Genomic DNA, 19,601 nt, shown 5'->3' on the forward strand with positions numbered 1-19,601 from the left:
GCCGGTTGCTGCTGGGCCTGCTGAGCAGGTGGGTATCAATCTTGTGGGGGTGCAGTGACTCCAAACAGGTTGACATCCACCGCAACGACTGATTGTGCGCAACAAGATGACCAGCAGACACGAAACAAAACCCCCAAAATCATTAGGGGCTTGTAATCACCCCAGTATCAGTACCAGACGCGCCAAGACCACCAGGCTCCTCACTGAAGAACCCGGGGGCCTGAACCGTGCGGCGCGCACGCTGAGCACGCTCAACACGCTCCCGGGTCCACCCGGGAATGTCCGACCACAGCTCCTCCGGCGGGATACCCAACATCTGCGCCAACTTGCCAAGACCGTCCACGGTCTGCGCGAACGACCGCGCAGACGTCTCAGCCCACTTGACCTCCGAGCTGAAGTCCCCGGCGCCAGTATCATCGCCGGTCACATACGCGGCCAGGCGCAGAAGCTGCTCATGAGACTCGCCCAAGCTCGTCTGAATCTCGGACACCTTACGGTCCTTCGACGTCTCCAAAGCAGCCAGACCATCAGCAGAAATATTGCTAATCGCATTGGCACCGAGCGCCTGTGCCGGCACCTGAGCGACCGCGGCGAAATCACGCACCGTTGCCTGGCGAGAGTCGATATACCGCGTCAGGTCAGTCTCGTCGTACTGGCCGACCTTCACGTCTGGGTCCTTGAAGAACTGGGTGGTAGCCACCGACTGCTTTAAAGCAACCAGCTCATTCTCTGGCATCCAGCCAATCACATAACGCTGCTTAAACGCCGCGAAGTACTGGGCAACACCCTGCTCGTAGTTCGTCCGATTGATTCGGTCCTGCAGGCCGATCAGGTGCTCGACGATGCCGAACTGTTGCTCACCCTCGGCCATCATGCGGTCCTGGTATCGAACCACTGGGGTCACGCCAAGGTCATGGGGACGTGCCTCGATGTAGGGCAAATTATGCGGATGAAGGTAGGCTTTCTGCGTCCACCAGAGGGGATCACCAGGCTTACGCTCAATCCCGAAGTAATAAACTGCTTCCTCATCGATAAGACGCAGATGAGTGCGCCCAATCTCCAAAGCAATGATCGGGTACTCATCCCCCACCGGCTCGAAACCAGGAAGGTTAATTCCCTCCCCGTAGTGGGCAACGAACCGGCGCGGCGAATGCACCCCAATGCGAGCACCGCCCTTCTGAGCCGGCTCCCCCGTTGAATACGCCGCAGCCACACAGCACTACGGGTCACATGCAGGAGACATCAAACAAGAGCTAGGCGTTACCAGAAACTTAATAACGACTTGGAACCAGCTGAGTAAAACCGATACAACGCCTGTAACCTCCTGACAGTCGCACCGATAAGACAGGTGCAATGCAACCGCAGCAACACCGCTGCTCCACCCCAGAAAGACCAGTGTGAGTACCCCAGCCCACGACCAGCAGCCAGCAAACAGCAACCAGTACCCGCAGCAGCCCTCCATCCCCCAGGGCTACGAGCTGCGACAAAAGAAGCCTTGGTACAAGAAGGCTGGCTGCATCATCCCCCTCATCCTCGTCCTCCTCATGCTCCTCCTCCTCGGCAGCTGCACCGCTCTCTTCGGTAGCGCGATCAACGAGACCGAAAAGATGATGAACGAAGAGCACACCGTCACCTACCGAATCCAGGGCGACGCCCAGGACGCAACCGTGACCTACTCCTCAGACGAAATGGAGACCGCACAGGACACCGGAGTGCAGGCTGGTTGGGAAAAGGAAGTCAAGGTCAAGGGATTCTGGTCCCCGCACTTTACTGCCTCCAATGGCATGAACGATTACGGCACCATAACCTGCCAGATCCTGTCCGACGGTAACGTGATCGCAGAAAACACTGGATCTGGCCAATTTGCATCGGTTACCTGCAACGCTTCCACTGAAGACCTTGGCAAGAAGTAAGCAGTAGGCACAAGGAGCCCCGTTCTGGATCTTTCCGGAGCGGGGCATTTTCGGGATTAGGGGACGAAATAGCGCCATAATAGGAATCGCAATGTCCTCGATTAAGCCTTATCAGGCCAAGGCTGGCCGCAGGTGGCGCATCCAGTACCGAGATGCAACTGGAGTTAACCGCAATAAGCGTGGTTTCCGCACGAAGAATGGGACACAAGCCTGGGCTGACAAAACGCCACCGCTGTTCGTGAGAGCGACTGGATCAACCCCAATGAGCGCAAGCGCACACTGGGTAACATCGCTGACGCCTGGTTCCCCACGCTCACCCTCTTGAAACCTAAGACCAAGCATTAAATGGAAGCTGTGTAGAAGAACCACGTGAAGCCAGTGTGGGCAGAACGCTCGGTTGTTTCTATCGCTCCGTCGGAGGTGCAGGCCTGGGGCAGCGGCCTGGACCGTTCTATTTCCCTCGTTCTTCACGCTTATGCTGTGCTGTCGCAGAGCCTTGATGTGGCCGTGGGTGACCGTGCACTCAAGGTGAATCCTGCTCGTGGAGTGCGCCTGTCACTCAAGAGCAAGACGTGAAAGTCTATCTCATTTCCGATCAGCTGGCGACGCTCGTCGGTGAGTGCACGCGGTATGAGGAATTCGTGTGGGTGCTCGGCACTGTTGGACTGCGCTGGGGTGAGGCTGCAGCACTTCGGGTACGTGACGTGAACGTTTTACGCAACCGACTCATGGCAAGTGGTACTACAACGCTTTGGATCGTTGCATGGCTAAGGACAAGACCTTTCCTCGCGTGACTCCGCATGGTTTGCGGCATGTGGCGGCAGGGTTGATGGTCCATGCTGGCGCGAACGTAAAAGTGGTTCAGCGTCAGCTCGGCCATACCAGCGCTGTAATGACTCTCGATACCTACGCCGATCTCTTTGATGAGGATCGGATGCCGTGGGTGCTCGGGTTGATGAAGTTATTCAGGGTGCAGTCAAATTGCAGTCAAATTAGCTAGATTTCGCCCGTTTTCCCAGTTCACAGGGTTACAGGCTCCTGGCTCGAGCCCAGTTGGAGGAGCACATAAAACACCCCGTTAAGCTGCGTTCGCGCAGATGGCGGGGTGCTTTTCGTTGGCAAGACCAAACATGCCGCATGCCCCCCATTTCCGGAGCATGCGCGGCAGGCTTTATCTCCTACTGCCACGTCGTTCGGCTTCGCAACCGTCGATAAGCGGCCTACCTAACACCTTTTTCGAACACTATTTCTATCTTGCCCACAGGATGCACACAGCTCTTGTTAGGGTGCATTTCATCAACCGAGCTGGTTCGCCTTGAAGCCCAGTAGGTTACTGCCGTCACCGGCTCCAGCCCAAGGACACGAGCTGAGCCCGTACGGCGCACTCCATATTTTCTGACTGCCCTAAGTCAGGCCCGATAGAGAGGAATCTCCTGTGAGCAGCCCAATGACCCAGCCGTACGAATTTCCTGAAGCTCGAAAGTCGTCGACAGGTAAGAAAGTAGGCTGCGGTTGCGGCATCGCGGTCTTACTTCTCGGCATAGTGGGGGCATGCTCGGCGGCAGTTAGCGGGATCGCTGGAGACTCCCAATACCAGCCGCCAGCGTCGTCAACCCCATCCCACAGCCCTCAAGCCCAACAAGCTCTAAACTCCGCGCCCAGTTCCGCTCCGGCCGGTACTACTTCCCCACTGCCAGTCCAATCCAACAACTCCCAAAGTGTGCCTCGGGAATATTCAAACGCTTTGCGCGAGGCAAAGAGCTACATCAAGCTCATGAACTTCTCCAAGGCAGAACTCATGGATCAGCTCACCAGCGAATACGGCGGCCAGTATCCGGTAGACGCCGCACAGTACGCAGTCGATAACGTGGGCGCCGATTGGAAAGAGGAGGCCCTAGAAGCAGCCAAAAGCTACCAAGAGCTGATGGGAATGTCTGACGCTGCTCTCTACGATCAGCTCACCAGTGAGTACGGAAATCAATTCACTGCAGAGGAAGCCCAATACGCAATCGACAACCTCTAGCGTCACGATGACTCAACTTCAGGGCCCTCTTTGAATTGTCATCACGAAGAGGTCTTGAGACCATTGGCTGCCGATTTTCCGGCAGCCAACCGGAAAAAGGAGCTCCGTACTTTAAACCGAGAGGTACCCTCCATCAGCAACGATCTGGGCGCCGGTGACAAAGGATGCCTTGTCCGAGAGAAGGAACGCGACAACTTCGGCGATTTCCTCCGACGTGCCCAAGCGTCCCAGCGGGTGCAGAGCCTCCAGCGAAGCCTTCAGCTCAGTGTTGGTCCACTGACTGATCAGAGGGGTGTCGATGTATCCCGGATGTACAGAGTTGATTCGGACACCCTGGCGCGCGTATTCGACGGCAGAGGCCTTGGTCAGCCCTGCAACGCCATGCTTGGAGGAGACATACGGAGCAAGGTTTTCGATTCCGGCGAACCCGGCGATCGATGACGTATTGACGATTGCGCCACCGCCAGACTTTACGATCTCCGGAAGCTCCGCACGCATCCCGTAGAACACACCATCAAGATTGATGGAAAGAACCTGGCGCCACTGCTCTGGCGTGAGCTCATCGGTGTGATGCTCTGCACCTACGATGCCGGCGTTGTTGAACGCAAGGTGGAGCCCACCGAACTTCTCCACAGCAAAACGCACTGCTTTCTCGGAGTCTTCCGGCTTGCTCACGTCAACCTGGATCGGCAAGGCCTGGAAGCCTTGATCAACGAGTTTTTGAGCCGCCGCATTTACGGCCTCCTCATTGATATCCGAAAGAACAACGGATGCTCCGTCTTGCGCCAAAAGCTGAGCGGTAGCAAAACCAATGCCGCCGGCTCCACCCGAGATAAATGCAACTTTTCCGTCGAATTGACCCATTGTGGGAATCCTTTCTGAAGCTGGGCTTTACGACGTCCCCCAGTTTATCCGAAAGGTAGTATGTTTGACCATGGCCTAAATCACATCTGGAGCTGAACTGTGCTTGCCGGCGCAATTCGGTATCGCAAGAAGTTGAGCATGCCCCCCGCAAACCTCTAAAGGAATAGGCACAAACCACGCCTATTTTTGCTCTAAAGCTTTAAAGGGCGCGCCCTTTGCGCCGATTCCTTTAGAGCTTTAGCCAAACTCCCCCGAAAACCCCGGCGTCGAACCCCCGACCAACCGCGCTACTTCTTCTTCCCCTGGTAAATGTCCCAGCCGGAGCGAATCAGCGGGAGCTGCAAAGGTAAACGCCCATAAGCGATCGCCTTCTTCAACGGGGTCTTGTCACGGTACTGATACGCCATGTAGATGTTGCCCGGCCACACTGCCAAGGACAGCAGCGAGGTCGCCAGACCGCCGAGTCGTCGCGTGCGCGGAAGCGCCAACAGCCCAGCAGTGGCGAGTTCCGCTACCCCGGAAGCGTACGTGTAGGTCCGCGGCGAGCCCGGAAGCTGCGGCGGAATGATGCCGTCGAAAGGCTCCGGTTTGATGAAGTGCAAGGCACCCATTCCTGCGAATAGTCCGGTGAGCTGGCGGCGTGAGGGCATGTTGGGCTCTCCTCTGCAACGTGGGGACCGCGAAAGGTTCGCGCTGAACACATCCCACGATAAACCAGCCCCTGCGTGAAAAACGTGGAAAGGTAGTCTGGCAACACAAGTCATTACCAAGCGTGCAAGGGACGAAGACACTCTTATGATCCAATTTGTTGTTGGTGCCGCGGCCGGTTACGTCGTGGGCACGAAGGCAGGTCGCAAGCGCTACCACCAGATCAAGAAGGGCGCGCAGGCGGTAGCCAACTCCCCAGTGACCAAACAGGTGGTCACCTCCGCCCGGCGCGCGGTGGCCAACAAGCTCGACCCGCAGCCGCGCATGCGTGAGGTCAAGAATCTGCGCCGCTCGAACACGGTGGACGGCCAGGAGATCCTGGAGCGCGACGCGGACTAGGAGCGATTCGGGCGAAATGCTCGGTCGTTAAGTTCGCGACGCGCCTGCTCCAATGCAATGAGGTCTGCAAACAGGTTGTTGTAGGCCTCTTCGTCGTCACTCGGGCGCATGCGCTGCAGCTGCACCTTGAGCTGGGCGATCTCATTTCCCACTCGCTGCTCCTGCAAGCGAGAGAGCACGGCGTCAGCGTAAGTGGTCACATCGTCAACGCCAATGAACTCCTCCACAGCGAGTTCAGACACAAAGTTGCGCCCCGAATAGTCGAGCATTTCTCCCGCGACGGAGGCGATCCACTCCACGCCACCGGTCCCGGCAGCGTCCGCTCCCCCGGCTTTAGAGATGGCATCTCGGATGGCGCGGTACGCGTCGTTGGTAAAGCTATCGGCGCTCAAGCCGTCAAAGTAGGCACCCACGCTCGCGGGCTCCTGGAGCGCGAGCTTGATGGCTTCCCGCTCCGGCCACAGGCGCGGATCCTTAGGATTCGGCGGGATCACCATGGGCGTGTCTGTGGTCTTCGGTTGCTTAGAGTCGTCGAAACGCGTTGCCTTACGGAAGGTTTCCTTCTTCGCCTGACGCGGCTTGCGTGCCTCCTCGCGCACCATGCGAACAACGTCCGCAGGATCATGCCAGCCAACCCAGCCGGAAAGCTGGCGGGCGTACTCATCGCGCAGGGTCTCATCACGAATCCCCGCCACCACCGGGACGGTGCGACGCAATGCCTGCAAACGGCCCTCGGCGGTGTCGGTGGAGTACTCCTGCAACAAGGAGGTGACCACGAACTCAAACATGGGCACGCGCGAGGCCACCAGGGAACGCACGGCGCCGTTGCCTTTGGCCAGGCGAAGATCGCACGGATCCTGCCCGTCGGGAGCAACCGCCACAAAGGACTGGCCAGTGAAGTTCTGCTCGCCTTCAAAGGCGCGCATGGCGGCTTTTTGCCCGGCCTCGTCGCCATCGAAGGTGTAGATGAGCTCGCCGCGGAAGTAGTTATCGTCCAACATGAGACGGCGCAGGACCTGGAGGTGGTCGGCGCCAAACGACGTTCCGCAAGCTGCCACGGCGGTGGGGATGCCGGCCGCGTGCATGGCCATGACGTCGGTGTAGCCCTCAACAACCACGGCTTGGTGCTTGGTGGCGATGTTCTTCTTGGCCAGATCCAGGCCGAAGAGCACCTTGGACTTGTGATAAAGCGGCGTGTCCTGGGTGTTCATGTATTTGCCCATGCGGTCATCGTCGAAAAGCTTGCGCGCGCCGAAGCCGATGACGTTGCCCGCCACGTCCTTGATGGGCCACAGCAGACGGCGATGGAACTTATCGATCGGACCGCGGCGCCCCATAGTGGAGAGGCCTGCGAGCTCGAGCTCTTTGAATTCGAAGCCCTTGCGCATGAGGTACTTGGTCAGGGTGTCCCAGCCAGCCGGGGCGTAACCGCACTCGAAGGTGTAGATGATCTCCTGATCGAATCCACGATCCAGCAAGAAGTCGCGAGCCGGGGCGGCCTCCGGTGTTTCCAGCTGCTCGCGGTAGAACGCATGCGCAGCCTTGTTTGCCGCAATTAAGCGCTGGCGCGTACCCGGTTCATGCTTGCGCCCACCAGTACTTCCGCCCTGGTAGTTGATGTGATAGCCGATCTTCTCGGCAACAGCTTCGACGGCTTCGGGGAAGCTCAGCTGCTCCATTTCCATGAGGAAGGAGAAGACGTCGCCGCCTTTGCCTGTGGAAAAACAGTGATAGTAGCCACGCGCCGGGCGGACATGGAACGAGGGCGTGCGCTCATCTTTGAACGGGCTCAACCCCTTCAACGAGTCTGATCCCGCTGGTTTGAGCTGGACGTATTCCCCCACGATCTCATCAAGAGCTGCACGTTCTCGAATCGCCTCGATATCGCTCGCTGGAATCCGTCCCTTCGCCATGCTTCATTACCCTACCGCCCCCACTGCGCACAGCCCATGAGACCATTAGTCGCATGGCATCGAACGTTTCCCGGAGCGGAAAGACGCTGTTTACTCTCGTGGGAGCCATCGTGGCGCTGACCTCGATGGCGATCTTGGGCACGGACGTGACCGGGACGCTAGGACAACAGTCACCGGACCACAAGCACGAGGACAAGACCCGCCCGGGCTCTATCCAAACCTGCCCGTTGGACACGCTCCCCCGGGAGACTTCCGAGACGGCCAAGGACATCAACGCGGGTGGCCCCTACGATTTCCCTGGTGAAGACGACTCGCACTTTGGTAACTACGAGGGAGTCCTGCCCAAACAGGATTCCAACTACTACCGCGAGTACACGGTGGAAACGCCTGGATTGAACCATCGCGGTGAGCGCCGAATTGTCACTGGTGGTGGAACGGAAACAGATCCGGAGGTGTGGTACTACACCGACGACCACTACGAGTCCTTCTGCGAGATCCCCGACGCAGAAAAGTAACTGTTAGATGTAACGCGCCAACCCGGCCGCCCGCTGGGCTATGCGCTCCAGGCGCGATTCCGTCATAGACGCCATGAAGTCCACGATCACGCGCTCGCGCTGGGAGTTCGTCTCGGCTTCCTCCCACCACGCGCGGAACATGGGATCCAGCCCGCCCGCGCCGGCCGCCTGCAGATAATCGTAAACCCGATAGATGCGCTCGCGCTGGCGGTCCTGGCGGGCCTTATGCGCCGGGTCGTCCATGACGTAGAGCACGGCGATGGTTTTCAGCAAGGTGACCTCGTTGGCCACAGTCTCAGGCAACACCAGCTGCCCGTGATAGCGGCCCAGCTGACCGGATGCCCCGTCCAACGTCGCGCTCACGCATGCACCAACAAAACGGCCCACCAGCTCTGAGGTCAATTTCTTCAGAGCGGTGTATCCGCGCAGGGAATAGTCAAAGTCAGCAGCTGCAGCCACGGTGGGCAGCTCGCGCAGGCGCGCGGCGGCGTCGATAAGCCCATCCACCGACCCGCCGAAGGCCACCACACCCTTCTCCGCCAAAGACGCCAGCTCCACCAGATCCCACAGCACGTCCAGCCGGACGCGCCCGGAAACGATGCCGTCCTCCACGTCGTGCACCGAGTAGGCGATGTCATCGGAGACATCCATGGCCTGCGCCTCCATTGGTGGGCGCAGGTCAGTGTGCCCCTCGCGCGCCCACGCCAAAATCTCGGCGTCCTCGTCGTAGGCCGAGTACTTGCGGTTCACCGAGCCATCCGCGTTGGTGCGCGTAACCGGGTACTTGCAGGCCGCGTCCAAGGCTGCCCGGGTGAGATTCAGCCCTACCGACTGCCCGTTCTCATCAACCACCTTGGGCTCGAGCCTAGACAGAATGCGCAGAGTCTGGGCGTTGCCCTCGAACCCGCCGCAATCCTGAGCCACCTCGTTGAGCGCGACCTCACCGTTGTGCCCATAGGGCGGATGGCCCAGGTCGTGTGTCAGCCCAGCCATCTCGCACAGATCCGCATCCAGCCCGAGGCCCGTACCGATCCCGCGCGCTATCTGGGCAACTTCCAGCGAGTGGGTCAGCCGAGTTCGCGGAGTATCGCCATCGCGCGGTCCTACTACTTGCGTTTTGTCAGCCAAACGTCGCAACGCAGCGCTATGCAGCACACGCGCACGGTCCCGAGCGAATGCCCCGCGATCCTCGTCCGCGTCCGAGCGCGGCCCCAGCGTGCTGCTCTTCGGGGCCTCCAGCACTCTGCGCTGGCTGTCGTGATCGGAGTACGGGTACACGGTCTGCTTATCCTTTAAGAGTCCGGAGATGGTCATGCCGGGCGCGCCGGGAGGGTCGCAGGCGCGACTCGATGTTTCGCAACAATTCCTCCACCCTATCGGCAGCACCATTGCCCCACCTGGCGGACACGTCGGCGACCAGCAAGCCTCCACACTCGTGGGCCAGGGTTCGAAACCAGGATTTGCGGGGAAAGCGACTCGGACAACCTGGCGCCGGTGAACCAATCGCCTGCAGCCCCTCCTGTTGCGCCAGAATCTCGGTGCGCAATACGTGATGAGGATCAGTCACCACCACCGTCCGCCCCGGTTGCTGCAGATAGAGAGCCTTCAGCGACGCTCGGGAGTCGTTGCCCTCTGGCAGCGCGGTGATGCGTTGCTTTTCGACGCCCCGGGCAACCAGAAACTTGCGGCCCACCTCAGCCTCTGTGAAGCGATCACCCGGCAGGTTAGCTCCCAGTGTGTACACGTGCGCATCTGGGAACCGAGAAGCAAGGTCGGCGACGTGCTCGAGGCGGGCAGCAAATTGTGGGGAAGGCCGGCCGTCGTACTGCGCAGTGCCCATCACCGCCAGCGAATCCACCTCGGCGGTGAGGCGACGGCGCCGCCGTGCAGTAGCCAGTATGCGCAATGGGTAGGCAGGAGGAAAGAACACGCGCATAGTCTAGGGCCCGCTAGGTACAGTTACCGGTATGAATCTCGTGCGCCGCGTCCCTGTCGCCCTCTCCGGCAGCCTTGCCGCCGCCGGACTCATCGCCCTAGCCTCGCCGGTCTCGCTGCCGACCGCAGCAGCGGATATTCCCGCCACCGTTCTCGCCCAGCCGAGCACGCAATTGAGGCAGCCCGTCACGGATGAGGCCGGCGTGCTGACCCCCGGCGATGAAGAGCGCATCAGGGAGGCGATCTCGCAACTGCAGCGAGAGAAGCAACTGACCCTGCGCGTGGTGTACCTCGATGACTTTGGATCCCTTTCTCCGCAGCAGTACGCCAAGCAGGCCGTGCAGGCTAGCGGAGGAGGCAACACCGGCGTGCTGGCGATTGCACCGCAGGCACGCCAGTACGGGCTGTACGGCGGACAGCGTTGGTTCAGTTCCCAGCTCGATGCCTTCGACCAGGGTGCGCTCGAGGCCCTGAGCCAGGAGCAATGGGCACAGGCTCCGATCAACGGAGTGGACGCCGTGATCTCAGGTGGGACCAGTTCTGCTCCCGCCGGTGGTGGCAACGCCGGGGACAACGCAGCCTGGCTGGGTGCGGGCGCTGCTGGATTAGCCGCGGTCGGCGGCGGAACCTGGCTGTACTCGCGTCGCCAGAGGAACAAGCGATCGGCTGCTCAGCTCGAGCGTTCCCGGGAGCTTGATCCCGCAGATACCCGTTCCATCATGTCGCTGGATCTGGCCACACTGCGCACGCGCTCGGAGGAGACTCTGGTGGCGACGGATGAATCGGTGCGTAAGGCCCAGGAAGAACTGAATCTGGCCGCGGCGGAGTTCGGCCCGGAGCGCACTCGCCCGTTCCTCAAGGCAGTCAATACCGCGAACCACGCACTGCAGAACGCCTACCAGATCCAAGCACAGCTACGAGACTCCATCCCCGAGACGGAATCTCAGCAGCAGGCGATGCACACCGACATCATCTCCTCCTGCGGCCAGGCCCAGCAGGCTTTGGACGAACAATCCCAACACTTTGCTGAGCTGCGCAATCTGCTCATCAATGCCGAATCCACCTTGGATAAGCTCACCCAGCGCGTTGTGGACCTGCGTGCGCGGCAGGCACCGGCAGCTGAGATGTTGGCTCAATTGCGAGAGCGTTACGACGCGCATGTGCTCAGTAGCATCAACGAGAACGACCAGCTCGCCGCCGAGGCTTTGGACAAGGCCGACCAGCTCCTGGATGAGGCCCGCCAGCTGGAGCAACGCCCGGCTGGCCAGCAGGGTGCGCTGGTTGACGTCATCACCGACGCCGAGCGCGCAGTCAGCCTCAGCGATGATCTGCTGGCTGGTATTGAACATGCGGACCGCAACATCTCCGACGCACGGGCGGTCCTGCCCCAGCTCATCGAAGAGGTGGAGCAAGAGATCGCCGAGGCTCGTCAGCTCACGCAACGCGACGCTCCATTGGACACGAGCGCTCTGCAGAAGGTCGCCGACGAGGCTGTCTCCGTACTGGAGCAGGCGCGCCAAGATGCCGAGGTCGATCCCCTGACTGCCCACGCCAACCTGATGCACATCGACTCTGAGCTTGATGAGCAGCTAGATTCCGCGCGCGACACCGTGCAGACGCACGAGCGCCAGCTCGCCATCGTCGACCAGCAGCTCGCCGCGGCAGCAGCCCAGATTCAAGGCGCTGAGGACCTCATCGCCTCCCGCGGCCGTCTCATTGGTTCCGCTGCGCGCACCCACCTGGCAGAGGCCAAGAACCTGTTCGCCCAGGCGCAGCATCTGCGGCGCAGTGATCCCCGAGGAGCTGCAAGCGCGGCTCGTGGCGCAGCCGTCGCTGCCCGACGCGCCGCGGATGCGGCCAACGACGATCTGCAGCGCTACCGCAATCAAACGATGCGCAGCCAGGGAAGCGACATGATTACCGGTATGGTCATCGGCTCGCTGCTGAGCGGTGGCGGCCGCGGCGGATTCGGTGGTGGATTCGGTGGCGGCTTTGGGGGTGGCGGCTTCAGTGGGGGCGGCGGAGGCGGCGGCTTCCGCGGAGGCTCCTTCTAGCTATTCCGTCCGCCCATGCGGGTGGGTGTCGGGGGTGCGTCGATTAGCGCGCATCCCCAGGTAAGAAAGGCGACGTCGGCCACGGGGACGTCGTCAAACGCGGGGCCGGGTTCGACGACCACAGTGCCGCCGAATTGCGAGGAGACGGTAGCGACGAGCTCCGCGCCTGCGGTGCGGATTTCCCGCACCCGGTGAAAGGTACTTGGCCGGTCTAGGCGGTAGGGCCGCTCCGCACACTGCGCCGACAGTCGCTTGACCGTGAATCCATCTTGGCGGATGAATCCATAAGCGCCCGAAGACGACGTTGCCCGCATGCGAAACTTCCGGGAGGACGTCGAGCGCTCCAACAGAAACCTGGTGGATCCCAGGACCAAGACGTCGGCGCTCACGTGCGCAATGGAGCGCCCGGCGGAGTCGCTGAGCTCGCCGGATCGCCACCGCCACTCACCGCCTTTTGCCATCGAACTACACCAAGAACGCGATGACCGCGACGACGCTAAAGAAAGCCAAGCTCAGAATCAGTGCCAGGCTGCTGCGGGTGAGCTGAGCCTCCAAGATCAGGCGAGCAAACCAGCTCAGTCCAGCTGTTTCCTCGGGACTAACCTCGACGTCCCCGTCGAATTCCACGATGGGAGAGACAGTTCCGCGACGAGCTCCCGTGAACTGTCCCACCTTGCTCCCCGTCGCGTCTTCGATAACCCAGTCCTTGCCGGCCTCGTTGACAAAGACGAATTCTCGGCCATCCAGGGATGCCTCGAGCCGGTCCCGTCCTTTAAGACTGCCAGGCAGGTGAAACACCCGAGCATCGGACAGGCTTGCCCGAGCCCCCTTGGTGGGGCTCGTAGACAGCGACCAGGTTTCCTCACCAACTACTGCCCGGTCCGCGGAGAATTCACCGAGGACCTGGGGCCCACCATCGATCAGAATCGTGGTGGCGCCGTCTTTGCCGCGCTTGGTCTGGGTGTAGTGCACTAGCAACCAATCAGTCGAGCAGCCAGGTAGGACTCCAGGTCAGCCAGAGCCACGCGCTCCTGCTCCATGGTGTCGCGCTCGCGCACGGTCACCGCGTTGTCTTCCAAGGAATCGAAGTCGAAAGTCACGCAGAACGGAGTGCCGATCTCATCCTGGCGGCGGTAGCGACGACCGATGGCACCGGAGGTGTCGTAATCCACGTTCCAGTGCTTGCGCAGCTGCTGTGCCAGGTCGCTGGCCGGGCCGGAGAGCTCGGGCTTCTTGGACAGCGGAAGCACTGCCACCTTCACCGGTGCGAGGCGACGATCCAGCTTGAGCACTACGCGCTTGTCCACGCCACCCTTGGCGTTCGGAGCCTCATCCTCGTGGTAGGCGTCGATAAGGAAGGCCATCATTGCGCGACCCAGGCCGGCGGCTGGCTCGATGCAGTACGGAATCCAGCGCTCGCCGGACTCCTGGTCGAAGTAGCTCAGGTCCTCGCCCGATCCCTCAGCGTGCACGCGCAGGTCGTAATCGGTGCGGTTAGCCACACCCTCCAGCTCTCCCCACTTGGAACCGGTGAAACCGAAGGCGTACTCCACATCCACGGTGCGCTTGGAGTAGTGCGAGAGCTTCTCCTGCGGGTGCTCGTAAAGACGCAGGTTCTCCGGCTTGATGCCCAGGTCGATGTACCACTGGTGGCGGTTATCGATCCAGTACTGGTGCCACTCTTCGTCCTCACCTGGCTTGACAAAGAACTCCATCTCCATCTGCTCAAACTCGCGGGTGCGGAAGATGAAGTTGCCCGGTGTGATCTCGTTACGGAAGGACTTACCCGTGTTGGCAATGCCAAACGGAGGCTTCATGCGCGCGGAGGTCATCACGTTCTTGAAGTTCACAAAGATGCCCTGGGCGGTCTCTGGGCGCAGGTAGTGCAGACCCTCCTCATCGTCGACCGCGCCCAGGTAGGTCTTCATCAGACCGGAGAATTCCTTAGGTTCAGTCCACTTACCCGGCTGGCCAGTCTCCGGATCGTTGATGTCTGCCAGACCGTTTGCCGGCGGGTGGCCGTGCTTCTCCTCGTACGCCTCCAGGAGGTGGTCCGCACGGTAGCGCTTGTGGGTATGCAGTGACTCCACGAGCGGGTCGGTGAACACCTCGACGTGGCCGGAAGACACCCACACCTGGCGGGGCTGGATCACGGAGGTGTCCACACCCACAACGTCGGGGCGGCTGGTGACCATGTGGCGCCACCATTGGCGCTTCAGGTTTTCCTTGAGCTCCACGCCGAGCGGGCCGTAGTCCCATGCAGAGCGGGTACCGCCGTAAATCTCACCGGCGGGATAAACCAACCCTCGACGCTTGCAAAGGTTAACGACGGAATCGATCGTGGACGCGGCCATGATGTAAACGAGCTCCTCGTAATGGTGATGAAGTCGGGGCTAGAAACTTTAGGCGCGGACAGCGACTCACGTGGCCGCTGCAAGCGCAGTGCTCCCTATCCTAACCCGTAGCGCAGACTGGGCGGTGCACCACCAGCACCAACATGATCCATAGAGCCTTTCTTATTATTTCAAAAAGTCAATAAACGATTGCTAATGGAAATGGAAATAAGTAATTTGCCGCCTTTGTAGTATGCTTTAGCGCTAACCCCGCTCGGGGGATATCCAGAAGTTTCCGCTTCTTACCCCGTAGAGCGCGCCCTTGAACGGTGGACGTCACCCCGCACGTCACACGTCGTTCGCGCGAACGCAGCATGAAGGAAGGAAACGGGGATGGATAGGCCACAGGAATCCCGACAATTAATTGTGAGCGCTGAACACGTTTTCAGCGCCCTGGATTCTCCGCAGCGCCTCCATATCCTGACCCTTCTTCGTCAGCGCGACCACGTTGTCCACGAATTGGTCTCCGCCCTCGGCGTCTCTCAGCCACTGGTGAGCCAGCACCTCCGAGTGCTCAAGCGCAGCGGCCTGGTCACTTCGGCCCGCGCCGGCCGCGAGGCGATCTATCACCTCGTCTTCCCCGAGGTGGGGGCGCTTATCGACGCCGCGTCCAGCCTCGGAGACCTCATTCTCAGCGGACAAACTCCCCTCGCCGAAAGTTCCCCTTCCGCAACAGTAACCCCGATCAATAAGCACGCCACAGCTACCGCGTCCGGCAAGGCTGCGATCACAGGAAGAATGGGCAACCCGGAAATGGATATGCCCGGGCTTGTCCCCTCCATGCCTCGCCCTTCCAAGCCAGGTTCCCAGTAGTCCCCGTAACGTCCCGCCGGCTCCGAACGCTTTAACTTTTTAGGGACTGCCAAGCGTTTTCGTTTCGTTTTCGGTAAGATTCCTTTGTCAACCCGTCAACATCTACCGGCAAGGAGCACGGGACGTTATGACTGCGCTCAATTCCAACACCCCAAAGGTTGGTGTTCGTAACACCCGCCAGCGCACGGCTGTTGTCGACCTGCTCAATGAGTTGGATAACTTCGCTTCCGCCAAGGACATCCACCGCGAGTTGGATAACCGGGACGCGAAGGTCGGCCTCACCACGGTCTATCGCACCTTGCAATCACTTGCGGATATCGACGCAGTTGATGTGCTCCACATGGCATCTGGTGAGTCGCTGTACCGCGCCTGCCGTACCGACTCGCACCACCACCACTTGGTGTGCACCCAGTGCGGAACGACGGTAGAGATCGACGGTGGCCCCGTTGAGGCGTGGGCGAAGAAGGTTGCTGAGGAACACGACTTCGACCTCACCGGTCACGATGCCGAAATCTACGGCACCTGCAGCAAATGCTCGAAGGCCTAGGCGACGATCGCCCCAAACAAGGTGCCCAGGGCGTAGGTCACCCCGGCTGCTCCTAGCCCAATAACCAACTGCCGCAACGCACGCGGCAACGGTGCACGCCCGGAGAGCAACCCGGTGATCGATCCTGTGCACATCAACGCCACGGCCACCATCACCAGGGCGATCACCGCCCCCACCGTGGGGCTAGCTCCCAGCAAGAAGGGAATGACTGGGATGAATGCGCCCACGGCAAATGCTCCAAAAGAGCTCACCGCAGCCTCGACGGCTCCACCCGTGGGCTCTGCGCTTTCGCCGTGATCCATGACCTCCTGGGCTGACCCCTCGCGCTCGTAGGTGGCAAAGGCCTCCGCCGCTCGCTCATCTGCTTCTTGGGCGTTCATTCCGCGAGCTCGATACACCAGAGCCAGCTCATTGGCGTTGACATCCACGCTCTCGAGGAGCCGGTGTGCTGAGGGGTGCGGGGTGGAGGCGTCGATAAGCTCCCCCTGACTGCGCACCGAGACGTACTCCCCCGCTGCCATTGACAAGGCACCCGCGAGCAACCCGGAGATGCCGGTCAGCAGAACGGCTTGGGAGCTCATACCAGTGCCCAACACTCCGAGCACCAGCGCGAGGTTTGATACCAAGCCGTCGTTAGCGCCGAACACGGCCGCGCGGAATCCACCTGACATGCGCTCGCGCCCGCTGGCGGCGAGACCACGCACCACCTCGGCGTGGAGTCGCTCGTCGGCGGCAATGGCATCGGGAGCGTCGTCGTCATCCACGTAGGGAGTGCGCGTCTCAGCGGTCTGCATCAGTGCGAGCACGAACACGGAGCCGAAGTGGCGAGCCATGAATCCCAGCACACGTGTGCCCAGGTCGGGCTGGCGCGGCATCCCCTCGAATTCCCCGAGCCGCTGGCGCCAGTACATTTCGTGGCGTGATTCGGCTTCTGCCAAACGCATGAGGATCTCTCGCTCAGAACCGGTGCGCTTGCGCGCGAGCTCACGATAAACCGCGGCCTCCGCACGCTCGTTGGCAAGATACCTGCGCCAGCGGTTGATTTGGGAGCGTGTCAGCTCCCGCTCCATCGACTCACTCACTTGGTTCCCCCGAAGCGCCGGTCGCGGCGTGCGTATTCGAGGACCGCATCAAACATGTGCTGCGGCGTGAAGTCGGGAAACAACACATCCTGGTACACCATCTCTGCGTAGGCCGACTGCCAGAGCAGGAAGTTGGAGGTCCGCTTCTCGCCCGAGGGGCGCAGGAACAAGTCCACATCCGGCATCCCGGGATCGTAGAGGTAGCGCGCCACCTGCTTTTCGGAGATGTCACTAGGGCTAAGCTCCCCGCGCTTGACGTCCTCGGCCATTTTCTTCATGGCGTCCACGAGCTCGGCGCGCCCGCCGTAGTTCACGCACATCACCAAGGTCATGCGGGTGTTGTTCGCGGTCAGCCGTTCGGCCTCTTCCAGCTCTCGAATCACCGAGCGCCACAAACGAGGGCGGCGTCCGGCCCACACCACGCGCACGCCCTTTTCGTGCAGGACATCGCGCTGCCGGCGCAGGACGTCTCGGTTAAACCCCATGAGGAAGCGCACTTCACCGCGCGCTCGTCGCCAATTCTCCGTTGAAAAGGCATAGGCAGAAAGGTATTCCACGCCCAGTGCCAGGCAGGCATCTACAGCATCCATGAGGACGGCCTCGCCACGCTTGTGGCCCTCGGTTCGCTCCATGCCACGATCCTGGGCCCACCGGCCGTTGCCATCCATCACGAGGGCCACGTGCCGAGGAATAAAATCCGCGGGGATCTCGGGCGGGTTCAAGGCCAGCTTTTGGGGATTCTCGGGGTGCGTCACCCCTTTATTGTGCCACCCTCCTAGCGCTGTTCAAGAACGCGCAGCGAACCTACCTTGGCATCCAGGTGCCACTGCAGGTGGCGCACGGTGAGACGGTGAGCGGTATCCATGAGGTGCGGCCCGTCCGGACCGTCCAGGATCTGTTCTGCAGCAGCCCAATGCTCCCCGGCAAGAAGCCACATGAGGTGCAGGGTTTCCGCAGGTACGCTTGCGCTTTGCGACGGCCGGCAGCGCACACACACCGCACCGCCCGCTTCGGGGTGGAAGGCTCGGTGGGGGCCAGCTGCCTGGCAGGACGCGCACTCAAACAGGCGCGGGGCCAGGCCCGCGAGCTCCAGGGCACGGAGCAGGAAGGCATCCAGTGTGGCCGTCGGGTGGCGAGTGGTTTGCATGGCGCTCAAGGCGTTGATCACGGCGTCGAAAAGCGCAGGATCTTCCTCCCCGTGCATGGCAAGGCGCTCAGCTGCCTCTACCACGACGGAGGCGGCCGTGTAGCGGTCCCAATCCTCGATGATCCCCGACCCGTAGTAGGCCACGGTGTCTGCCTGGGTGATAGTGGCCAGTTTCCGCCCTGGGTAAAGCTGAACGTCCAGGTGGACAAAGGGCTGGAGACGAGAGCCGAACCGACTCTTGGCCTTGCGCACTCCCTTGGCCACGCTGCGCACCACCCCGTGATGCCGGGTAAGCAGGACCACGACGCGGTCGGCCTCCCCAAAGTCATGGGTCCGCACGACCACTGCGCGGTCATGGAAGGAACCGCGCCGCACTAGAAGCCCAGGCGACCTAGCTGCTTGGGGTCAGACTGCCAGTTCTTGAGCACCTTGATGCGTAGGTCCAGGTACACGTTGCGACCGAGCAACTCCATGATGGGCTCGCGAGCACGGCGCACAATCGACTTCAGTCGACGCCCATCCTTGCCCTCCAGGATGCGCTGCTGGCCCGGGCGCTCGACGTAGACCACCGCATAAATGTTGGTGCGATCCCGGCCCTCCGGGTCGTCAAACATCTCGTCCACCTGGACAGCCACGGAGTGCGGAAGCTCATCCTTGAGGCCACTCAGCGCAGCCTCGCGGATGAATTCTGAGATGCGGGTCTCGGTGTCATCATCCGTTAAGTGGTCGTCCGGATAGAACTTGGGCCCCTCGGGAAGCTGCTCAACAAGGACGTCGACAAGCGTATCGATCTGCGTGTTCTCCACCGCGGAGACCGGCACCACCACAGGTTTGGTCTCATCGCCGCCAAGGAAGTCATAGAGAGCGAGCAGCTGGGCGCCCACCTGGTCGCGGGAGGCTTTGTCGAGCTTGGTTACGATGCCGATGATCGGGATGCCCGGCGCGGCCTGGCGCACATTCTCCAGAATCCAGCGGTCACCTGGGCCGATCTTTTCGTCGGCGGGGATCGTTAGGCCGATGACGTCGACGTCCGCGTAGGTGTCCTTGACGGCCTCATTAAGGCGCTCGCCCAGCAGTGTGCGAGGTCGGTGCAACCCGGGGGTGTCCACCACCACGATCTGCGCATCCGGGCGATGCACCAGACCACGAATGGGGTGGCGGGTGGTTTCCGGCTGGTCAGCCGTGATGGCGATTTTCTGCCCCACCAGGGCGTTGGTCAGCGTGGACTTGCCGGTGTTGGGGCGGCCGACGAAGCTGACAAAACCAGAGCGGAAGCCCTCGGGCGTATCGGTAAAGCTGTGCACCTGTCTCCTTGTCATTGCACGGTGAGCGCGCCACTCCGCGCCCACATGATG

General features: G+C 61.1%; 21 protein-coding genes. 8 read left to right on the forward strand and 13 right to left on the reverse strand.

The annotated features are described in order from the left end of the window. Positions 1-142: 142 nt before the first annotated feature. Positions 143-1,213, reverse strand: a complete 1,071-nt coding sequence (locus tag FHE74_RS07680; protein ID WP_139465924.1) for a phage portal protein — start codon at positions 1,211-1,213, stop codon at positions 143-145. 184 nt (positions 1,214-1,397) lie between these two features. On the opposite strand from FHE74_RS07680, the gene FHE74_RS07685 reads away from it, so the two are divergent. The 3 genes from FHE74_RS07685 to FHE74_RS10810 all read left to right on the forward strand — a co-directional run bounded on the left by FHE74_RS07685 (position 1,398) and on the right by FHE74_RS10810 (position 3,936). Continuing rightward, positions 1,398-1,913: a hypothetical protein gene (locus FHE74_RS07685; protein WP_139465925.1), complete on the forward strand. Its 516-nt coding sequence runs from the start codon at positions 1,398-1,400 to the stop codon at positions 1,911-1,913. Positions 1,914-2,676: 763 nt separating this feature from the next. Beyond that, the gene (locus FHE74_RS07690) at positions 2,677-2,913 is read left to right on the forward strand and encodes a tyrosine-type recombinase/integrase (protein WP_139465926.1); all 237 of its coding nucleotides are present in this window, start codon (positions 2,677-2,679) and stop codon (positions 2,911-2,913) included. 447 nt (positions 2,914-3,360) lie between these two features. Continuing rightward, positions 3,361-3,936, forward strand: coding sequence for an Ltp family lipoprotein (locus FHE74_RS10810; protein ID WP_139466034.1), 576 nt, complete (start codon positions 3,361-3,363; stop codon positions 3,934-3,936). A 111-nt stretch (positions 3,937-4,047) separates the two neighbouring features. On the opposite strand, the gene FHE74_RS07700 is transcribed toward FHE74_RS10810, so the two are convergent. Continuing rightward, a complete protein-coding gene (locus tag FHE74_RS07700) occupies positions 4,048-4,800 on the reverse strand; it encodes an SDR family NAD(P)-dependent oxidoreductase (protein WP_139465927.1) in 753 nt (250 codons plus the stop codon). A 287-nt stretch (positions 4,801-5,087) separates the two neighbouring features. Further along, a complete protein-coding gene (locus FHE74_RS07705; protein ID WP_139465928.1) occupies positions 5,088-5,450 on the reverse strand; it encodes a DoxX family protein in 363 nt (120 codons plus the stop codon). A gap of 145 nt (positions 5,451-5,595) precedes the next feature. Between FHE74_RS07705 and FHE74_RS07710 the strand changes: the two genes are divergently transcribed. Beyond that, positions 5,596-5,847, forward strand: a complete 252-nt coding sequence (locus FHE74_RS07710) for a hypothetical protein (protein WP_139465929.1) — start codon at positions 5,596-5,598, stop codon at positions 5,845-5,847. Here the strand turns inward: FHE74_RS07710 and dnaG are convergent. Further along, on the reverse strand, positions 5,844-7,760 hold the full coding sequence (gene dnaG, locus FHE74_RS07715; protein ID WP_139465930.1) for a DNA primase: 1,917 nt from the start codon (positions 7,758-7,760) through the stop codon (positions 5,844-5,846). The genes FHE74_RS07710 and dnaG overlap by 4 nt on opposite strands. Positions 7,761-7,813: 53 nt before the next feature. Between dnaG and FHE74_RS07720 the strand changes: the two genes are divergently transcribed. Further along, positions 7,814-8,275 (forward strand): guanyl-specific ribonuclease, encoded by a 462-nt coding sequence (locus FHE74_RS07720; protein ID WP_139465931.1) that lies wholly within the window; start codon positions 7,814-7,816, stop codon positions 8,273-8,275. 3 nt (positions 8,276-8,278) lie between these two features. On the opposite strand, the gene FHE74_RS07725 is transcribed toward FHE74_RS07720, so the two are convergent. Then, on the reverse strand, positions 8,279-9,553 hold the full coding sequence (locus FHE74_RS07725) for a deoxyguanosinetriphosphate triphosphohydrolase (RefSeq protein ID WP_139465932.1): 1,275 nt from the start codon (positions 9,551-9,553) through the stop codon (positions 8,279-8,281). Between the two features lie 7 nt (positions 9,554-9,560). After that, positions 9,561-10,205, reverse strand: a complete 645-nt coding sequence (locus FHE74_RS07730; RefSeq protein WP_246049230.1) for a YdcF family protein — start codon at positions 10,203-10,205, stop codon at positions 9,561-9,563. Between the two features lie 37 nt (positions 10,206-10,242). On the opposite strand from FHE74_RS07730, the gene FHE74_RS07735 reads away from it, so the two are divergent. Beyond that, positions 10,243-12,264: a TPM domain-containing protein gene (locus FHE74_RS07735; protein ID WP_139465934.1), complete on the forward strand. Its 2,022-nt coding sequence runs from the start codon at positions 10,243-10,245 to the stop codon at positions 12,262-12,264. On the opposite strand, the gene FHE74_RS07740 is transcribed toward FHE74_RS07735, so the two are convergent. Genes FHE74_RS07740 through FHE74_RS07750 form a run of 3 tightly spaced genes read right to left on the reverse strand, consistent with a single transcriptional unit; the run spans position 12,261 to position 14,618 of the window. Then, complete coding sequence (locus FHE74_RS07740; protein ID WP_139465935.1) at positions 12,261-12,725, reverse strand: hypothetical protein; 465 nt, start codon at positions 12,723-12,725, stop codon at positions 12,261-12,263. The genes FHE74_RS07735 and FHE74_RS07740 overlap by 4 nt on opposite strands. A 4-nt stretch (positions 12,726-12,729) precedes the next feature. After that, positions 12,730-13,236 (reverse strand): hypothetical protein, encoded by a 507-nt coding sequence (locus tag FHE74_RS07745; RefSeq protein ID WP_139465936.1) that lies wholly within the window; start codon positions 13,234-13,236, stop codon positions 12,730-12,732. Then, a complete protein-coding gene (locus FHE74_RS07750; protein ID WP_139465937.1) occupies positions 13,236-14,618 on the reverse strand; it encodes a glycine--tRNA ligase in 1,383 nt (460 codons plus the stop codon). The genes FHE74_RS07745 and FHE74_RS07750 overlap by 1 nt, the downstream gene beginning before the upstream one ends. A gap of 372 nt (positions 14,619-14,990) precedes the next feature. On the opposite strand from FHE74_RS07750, the gene FHE74_RS07755 reads away from it, so the two are divergent. Both FHE74_RS07755 and FHE74_RS07760 read left to right on the forward strand, forming a co-directional pair. Then, positions 14,991-15,470, forward strand: coding sequence for an ArsR/SmtB family transcription factor (locus FHE74_RS07755; protein WP_139465938.1), 480 nt, complete (start codon positions 14,991-14,993; stop codon positions 15,468-15,470). A gap of 127 nt (positions 15,471-15,597) precedes the next feature. Beyond that, positions 15,598-16,017 (forward strand): Fur family transcriptional regulator, encoded by a 420-nt coding sequence (locus FHE74_RS07760; RefSeq protein WP_139465939.1) that lies wholly within the window; start codon positions 15,598-15,600, stop codon positions 16,015-16,017. On the opposite strand, the gene FHE74_RS07765 is transcribed toward FHE74_RS07760, so the two are convergent. From FHE74_RS07765 to era, 4 genes are all read right to left on the reverse strand, one after another. Further along, complete coding sequence (locus FHE74_RS07765) at positions 16,014-17,087, reverse strand: VIT1/CCC1 transporter family protein (RefSeq protein ID WP_139466035.1); 1,074 nt, start codon at positions 17,085-17,087, stop codon at positions 16,014-16,016. The genes FHE74_RS07760 and FHE74_RS07765 overlap by 4 nt on opposite strands. Before the next feature lie 8 nt (positions 17,088-17,095). Continuing rightward, a complete protein-coding gene (locus FHE74_RS07770; RefSeq protein ID WP_425456337.1) occupies positions 17,096-17,779 on the reverse strand; it encodes an isoprenyl transferase in 684 nt (227 codons plus the stop codon). 95 nt (positions 17,780-17,874) lie between these two features. Beyond that, positions 17,875-18,621, reverse strand: a complete 747-nt coding sequence (recO, locus tag FHE74_RS07775) for a DNA repair protein RecO (protein ID WP_139465941.1) — start codon at positions 18,619-18,621, stop codon at positions 17,875-17,877. Next, positions 18,621-19,550, reverse strand: a complete 930-nt coding sequence (era, locus tag FHE74_RS07780) for a GTPase Era (RefSeq protein ID WP_246049231.1) — start codon at positions 19,548-19,550, stop codon at positions 18,621-18,623. The genes recO and era overlap by 1 nt, the downstream gene beginning before the upstream one ends. Positions 19,551-19,601: the final 51 nt, after the last annotated feature.

The sequence above is a fragment of the Corynebacterium tapiri genome, from assembly GCF_006334925.1.
Lineage (GTDB): Bacteria > Actinomycetota > Actinomycetes > Mycobacteriales > Mycobacteriaceae > Corynebacterium > Corynebacterium tapiri.

What these genes read in the sequence shown, in the direction of transcription:
- dnaG (WP_139465930.1), bottom strand. Translation starts at nt 7,760, where the DNA reads ATGGCGAAGGGACGGATTCCAGCGAGCGATATCGAGGCGATTCGAGAA.
- FHE74_RS07750 (WP_139465937.1), bottom strand. Translation starts at nt 14,618, where the DNA reads ATGGCCGCGTCCACGATCGATTCCGTCGTTAACCTTTGCAAGCGTCGA.
- FHE74_RS07710 (WP_139465929.1), top strand. Translation starts at nt 5,596, where the DNA reads ATGATCCAATTTGTTGTTGGTGCCGCGGCCGGTTACGTCGTGGGCACG.
- FHE74_RS07755 (WP_139465938.1), top strand. Translation starts at nt 14,991, where the DNA reads ATGGATAGGCCACAGGAATCCCGACAATTAATTGTGAGCGCTGAACAC.
- FHE74_RS07700 (WP_139465927.1), bottom strand. Translation starts at nt 4,800, where the DNA reads ATGGGTCAATTCGACGGAAAAGTTGCATTTATCTCGGGTGGAGCCGGC.
- FHE74_RS07735 (WP_139465934.1), top strand. Translation starts at nt 10,243, where the DNA reads ATGAATCTCGTGCGCCGCGTCCCTGTCGCCCTCTCCGGCAGCCTTGCC.
- FHE74_RS07760 (WP_139465939.1), top strand. Translation starts at nt 15,598, where the DNA reads ATGACTGCGCTCAATTCCAACACCCCAAAGGTTGGTGTTCGTAACACC.
- FHE74_RS07705 (WP_139465928.1), bottom strand. Translation starts at nt 5,450, where the DNA reads ATGCCCTCACGCCGCCAGCTCACCGGACTATTCGCAGGAATGGGTGCC.
- FHE74_RS07720 (WP_139465931.1), top strand. Translation starts at nt 7,814, where the DNA reads ATGGCATCGAACGTTTCCCGGAGCGGAAAGACGCTGTTTACTCTCGTG.
- FHE74_RS07765 (WP_139466035.1), bottom strand. Translation starts at nt 17,087, where the DNA reads ATGGAGCGGGAGCTGACACGCTCCCAAATCAACCGCTGGCGCAGGTAT.
- FHE74_RS10810 (WP_139466034.1), top strand. Translation starts at nt 3,361, where the DNA reads ATGACCCAGCCGTACGAATTTCCTGAAGCTCGAAAGTCGTCGACAGGT.
- FHE74_RS07690 (WP_139465926.1), top strand. Translation starts at nt 2,677, where the DNA reads ATGGCTAAGGACAAGACCTTTCCTCGCGTGACTCCGCATGGTTTGCGG.
- FHE74_RS07740 (WP_139465935.1), bottom strand. Translation starts at nt 12,725, where the DNA reads ATGGCAAAAGGCGGTGAGTGGCGGTGGCGATCCGGCGAGCTCAGCGAC.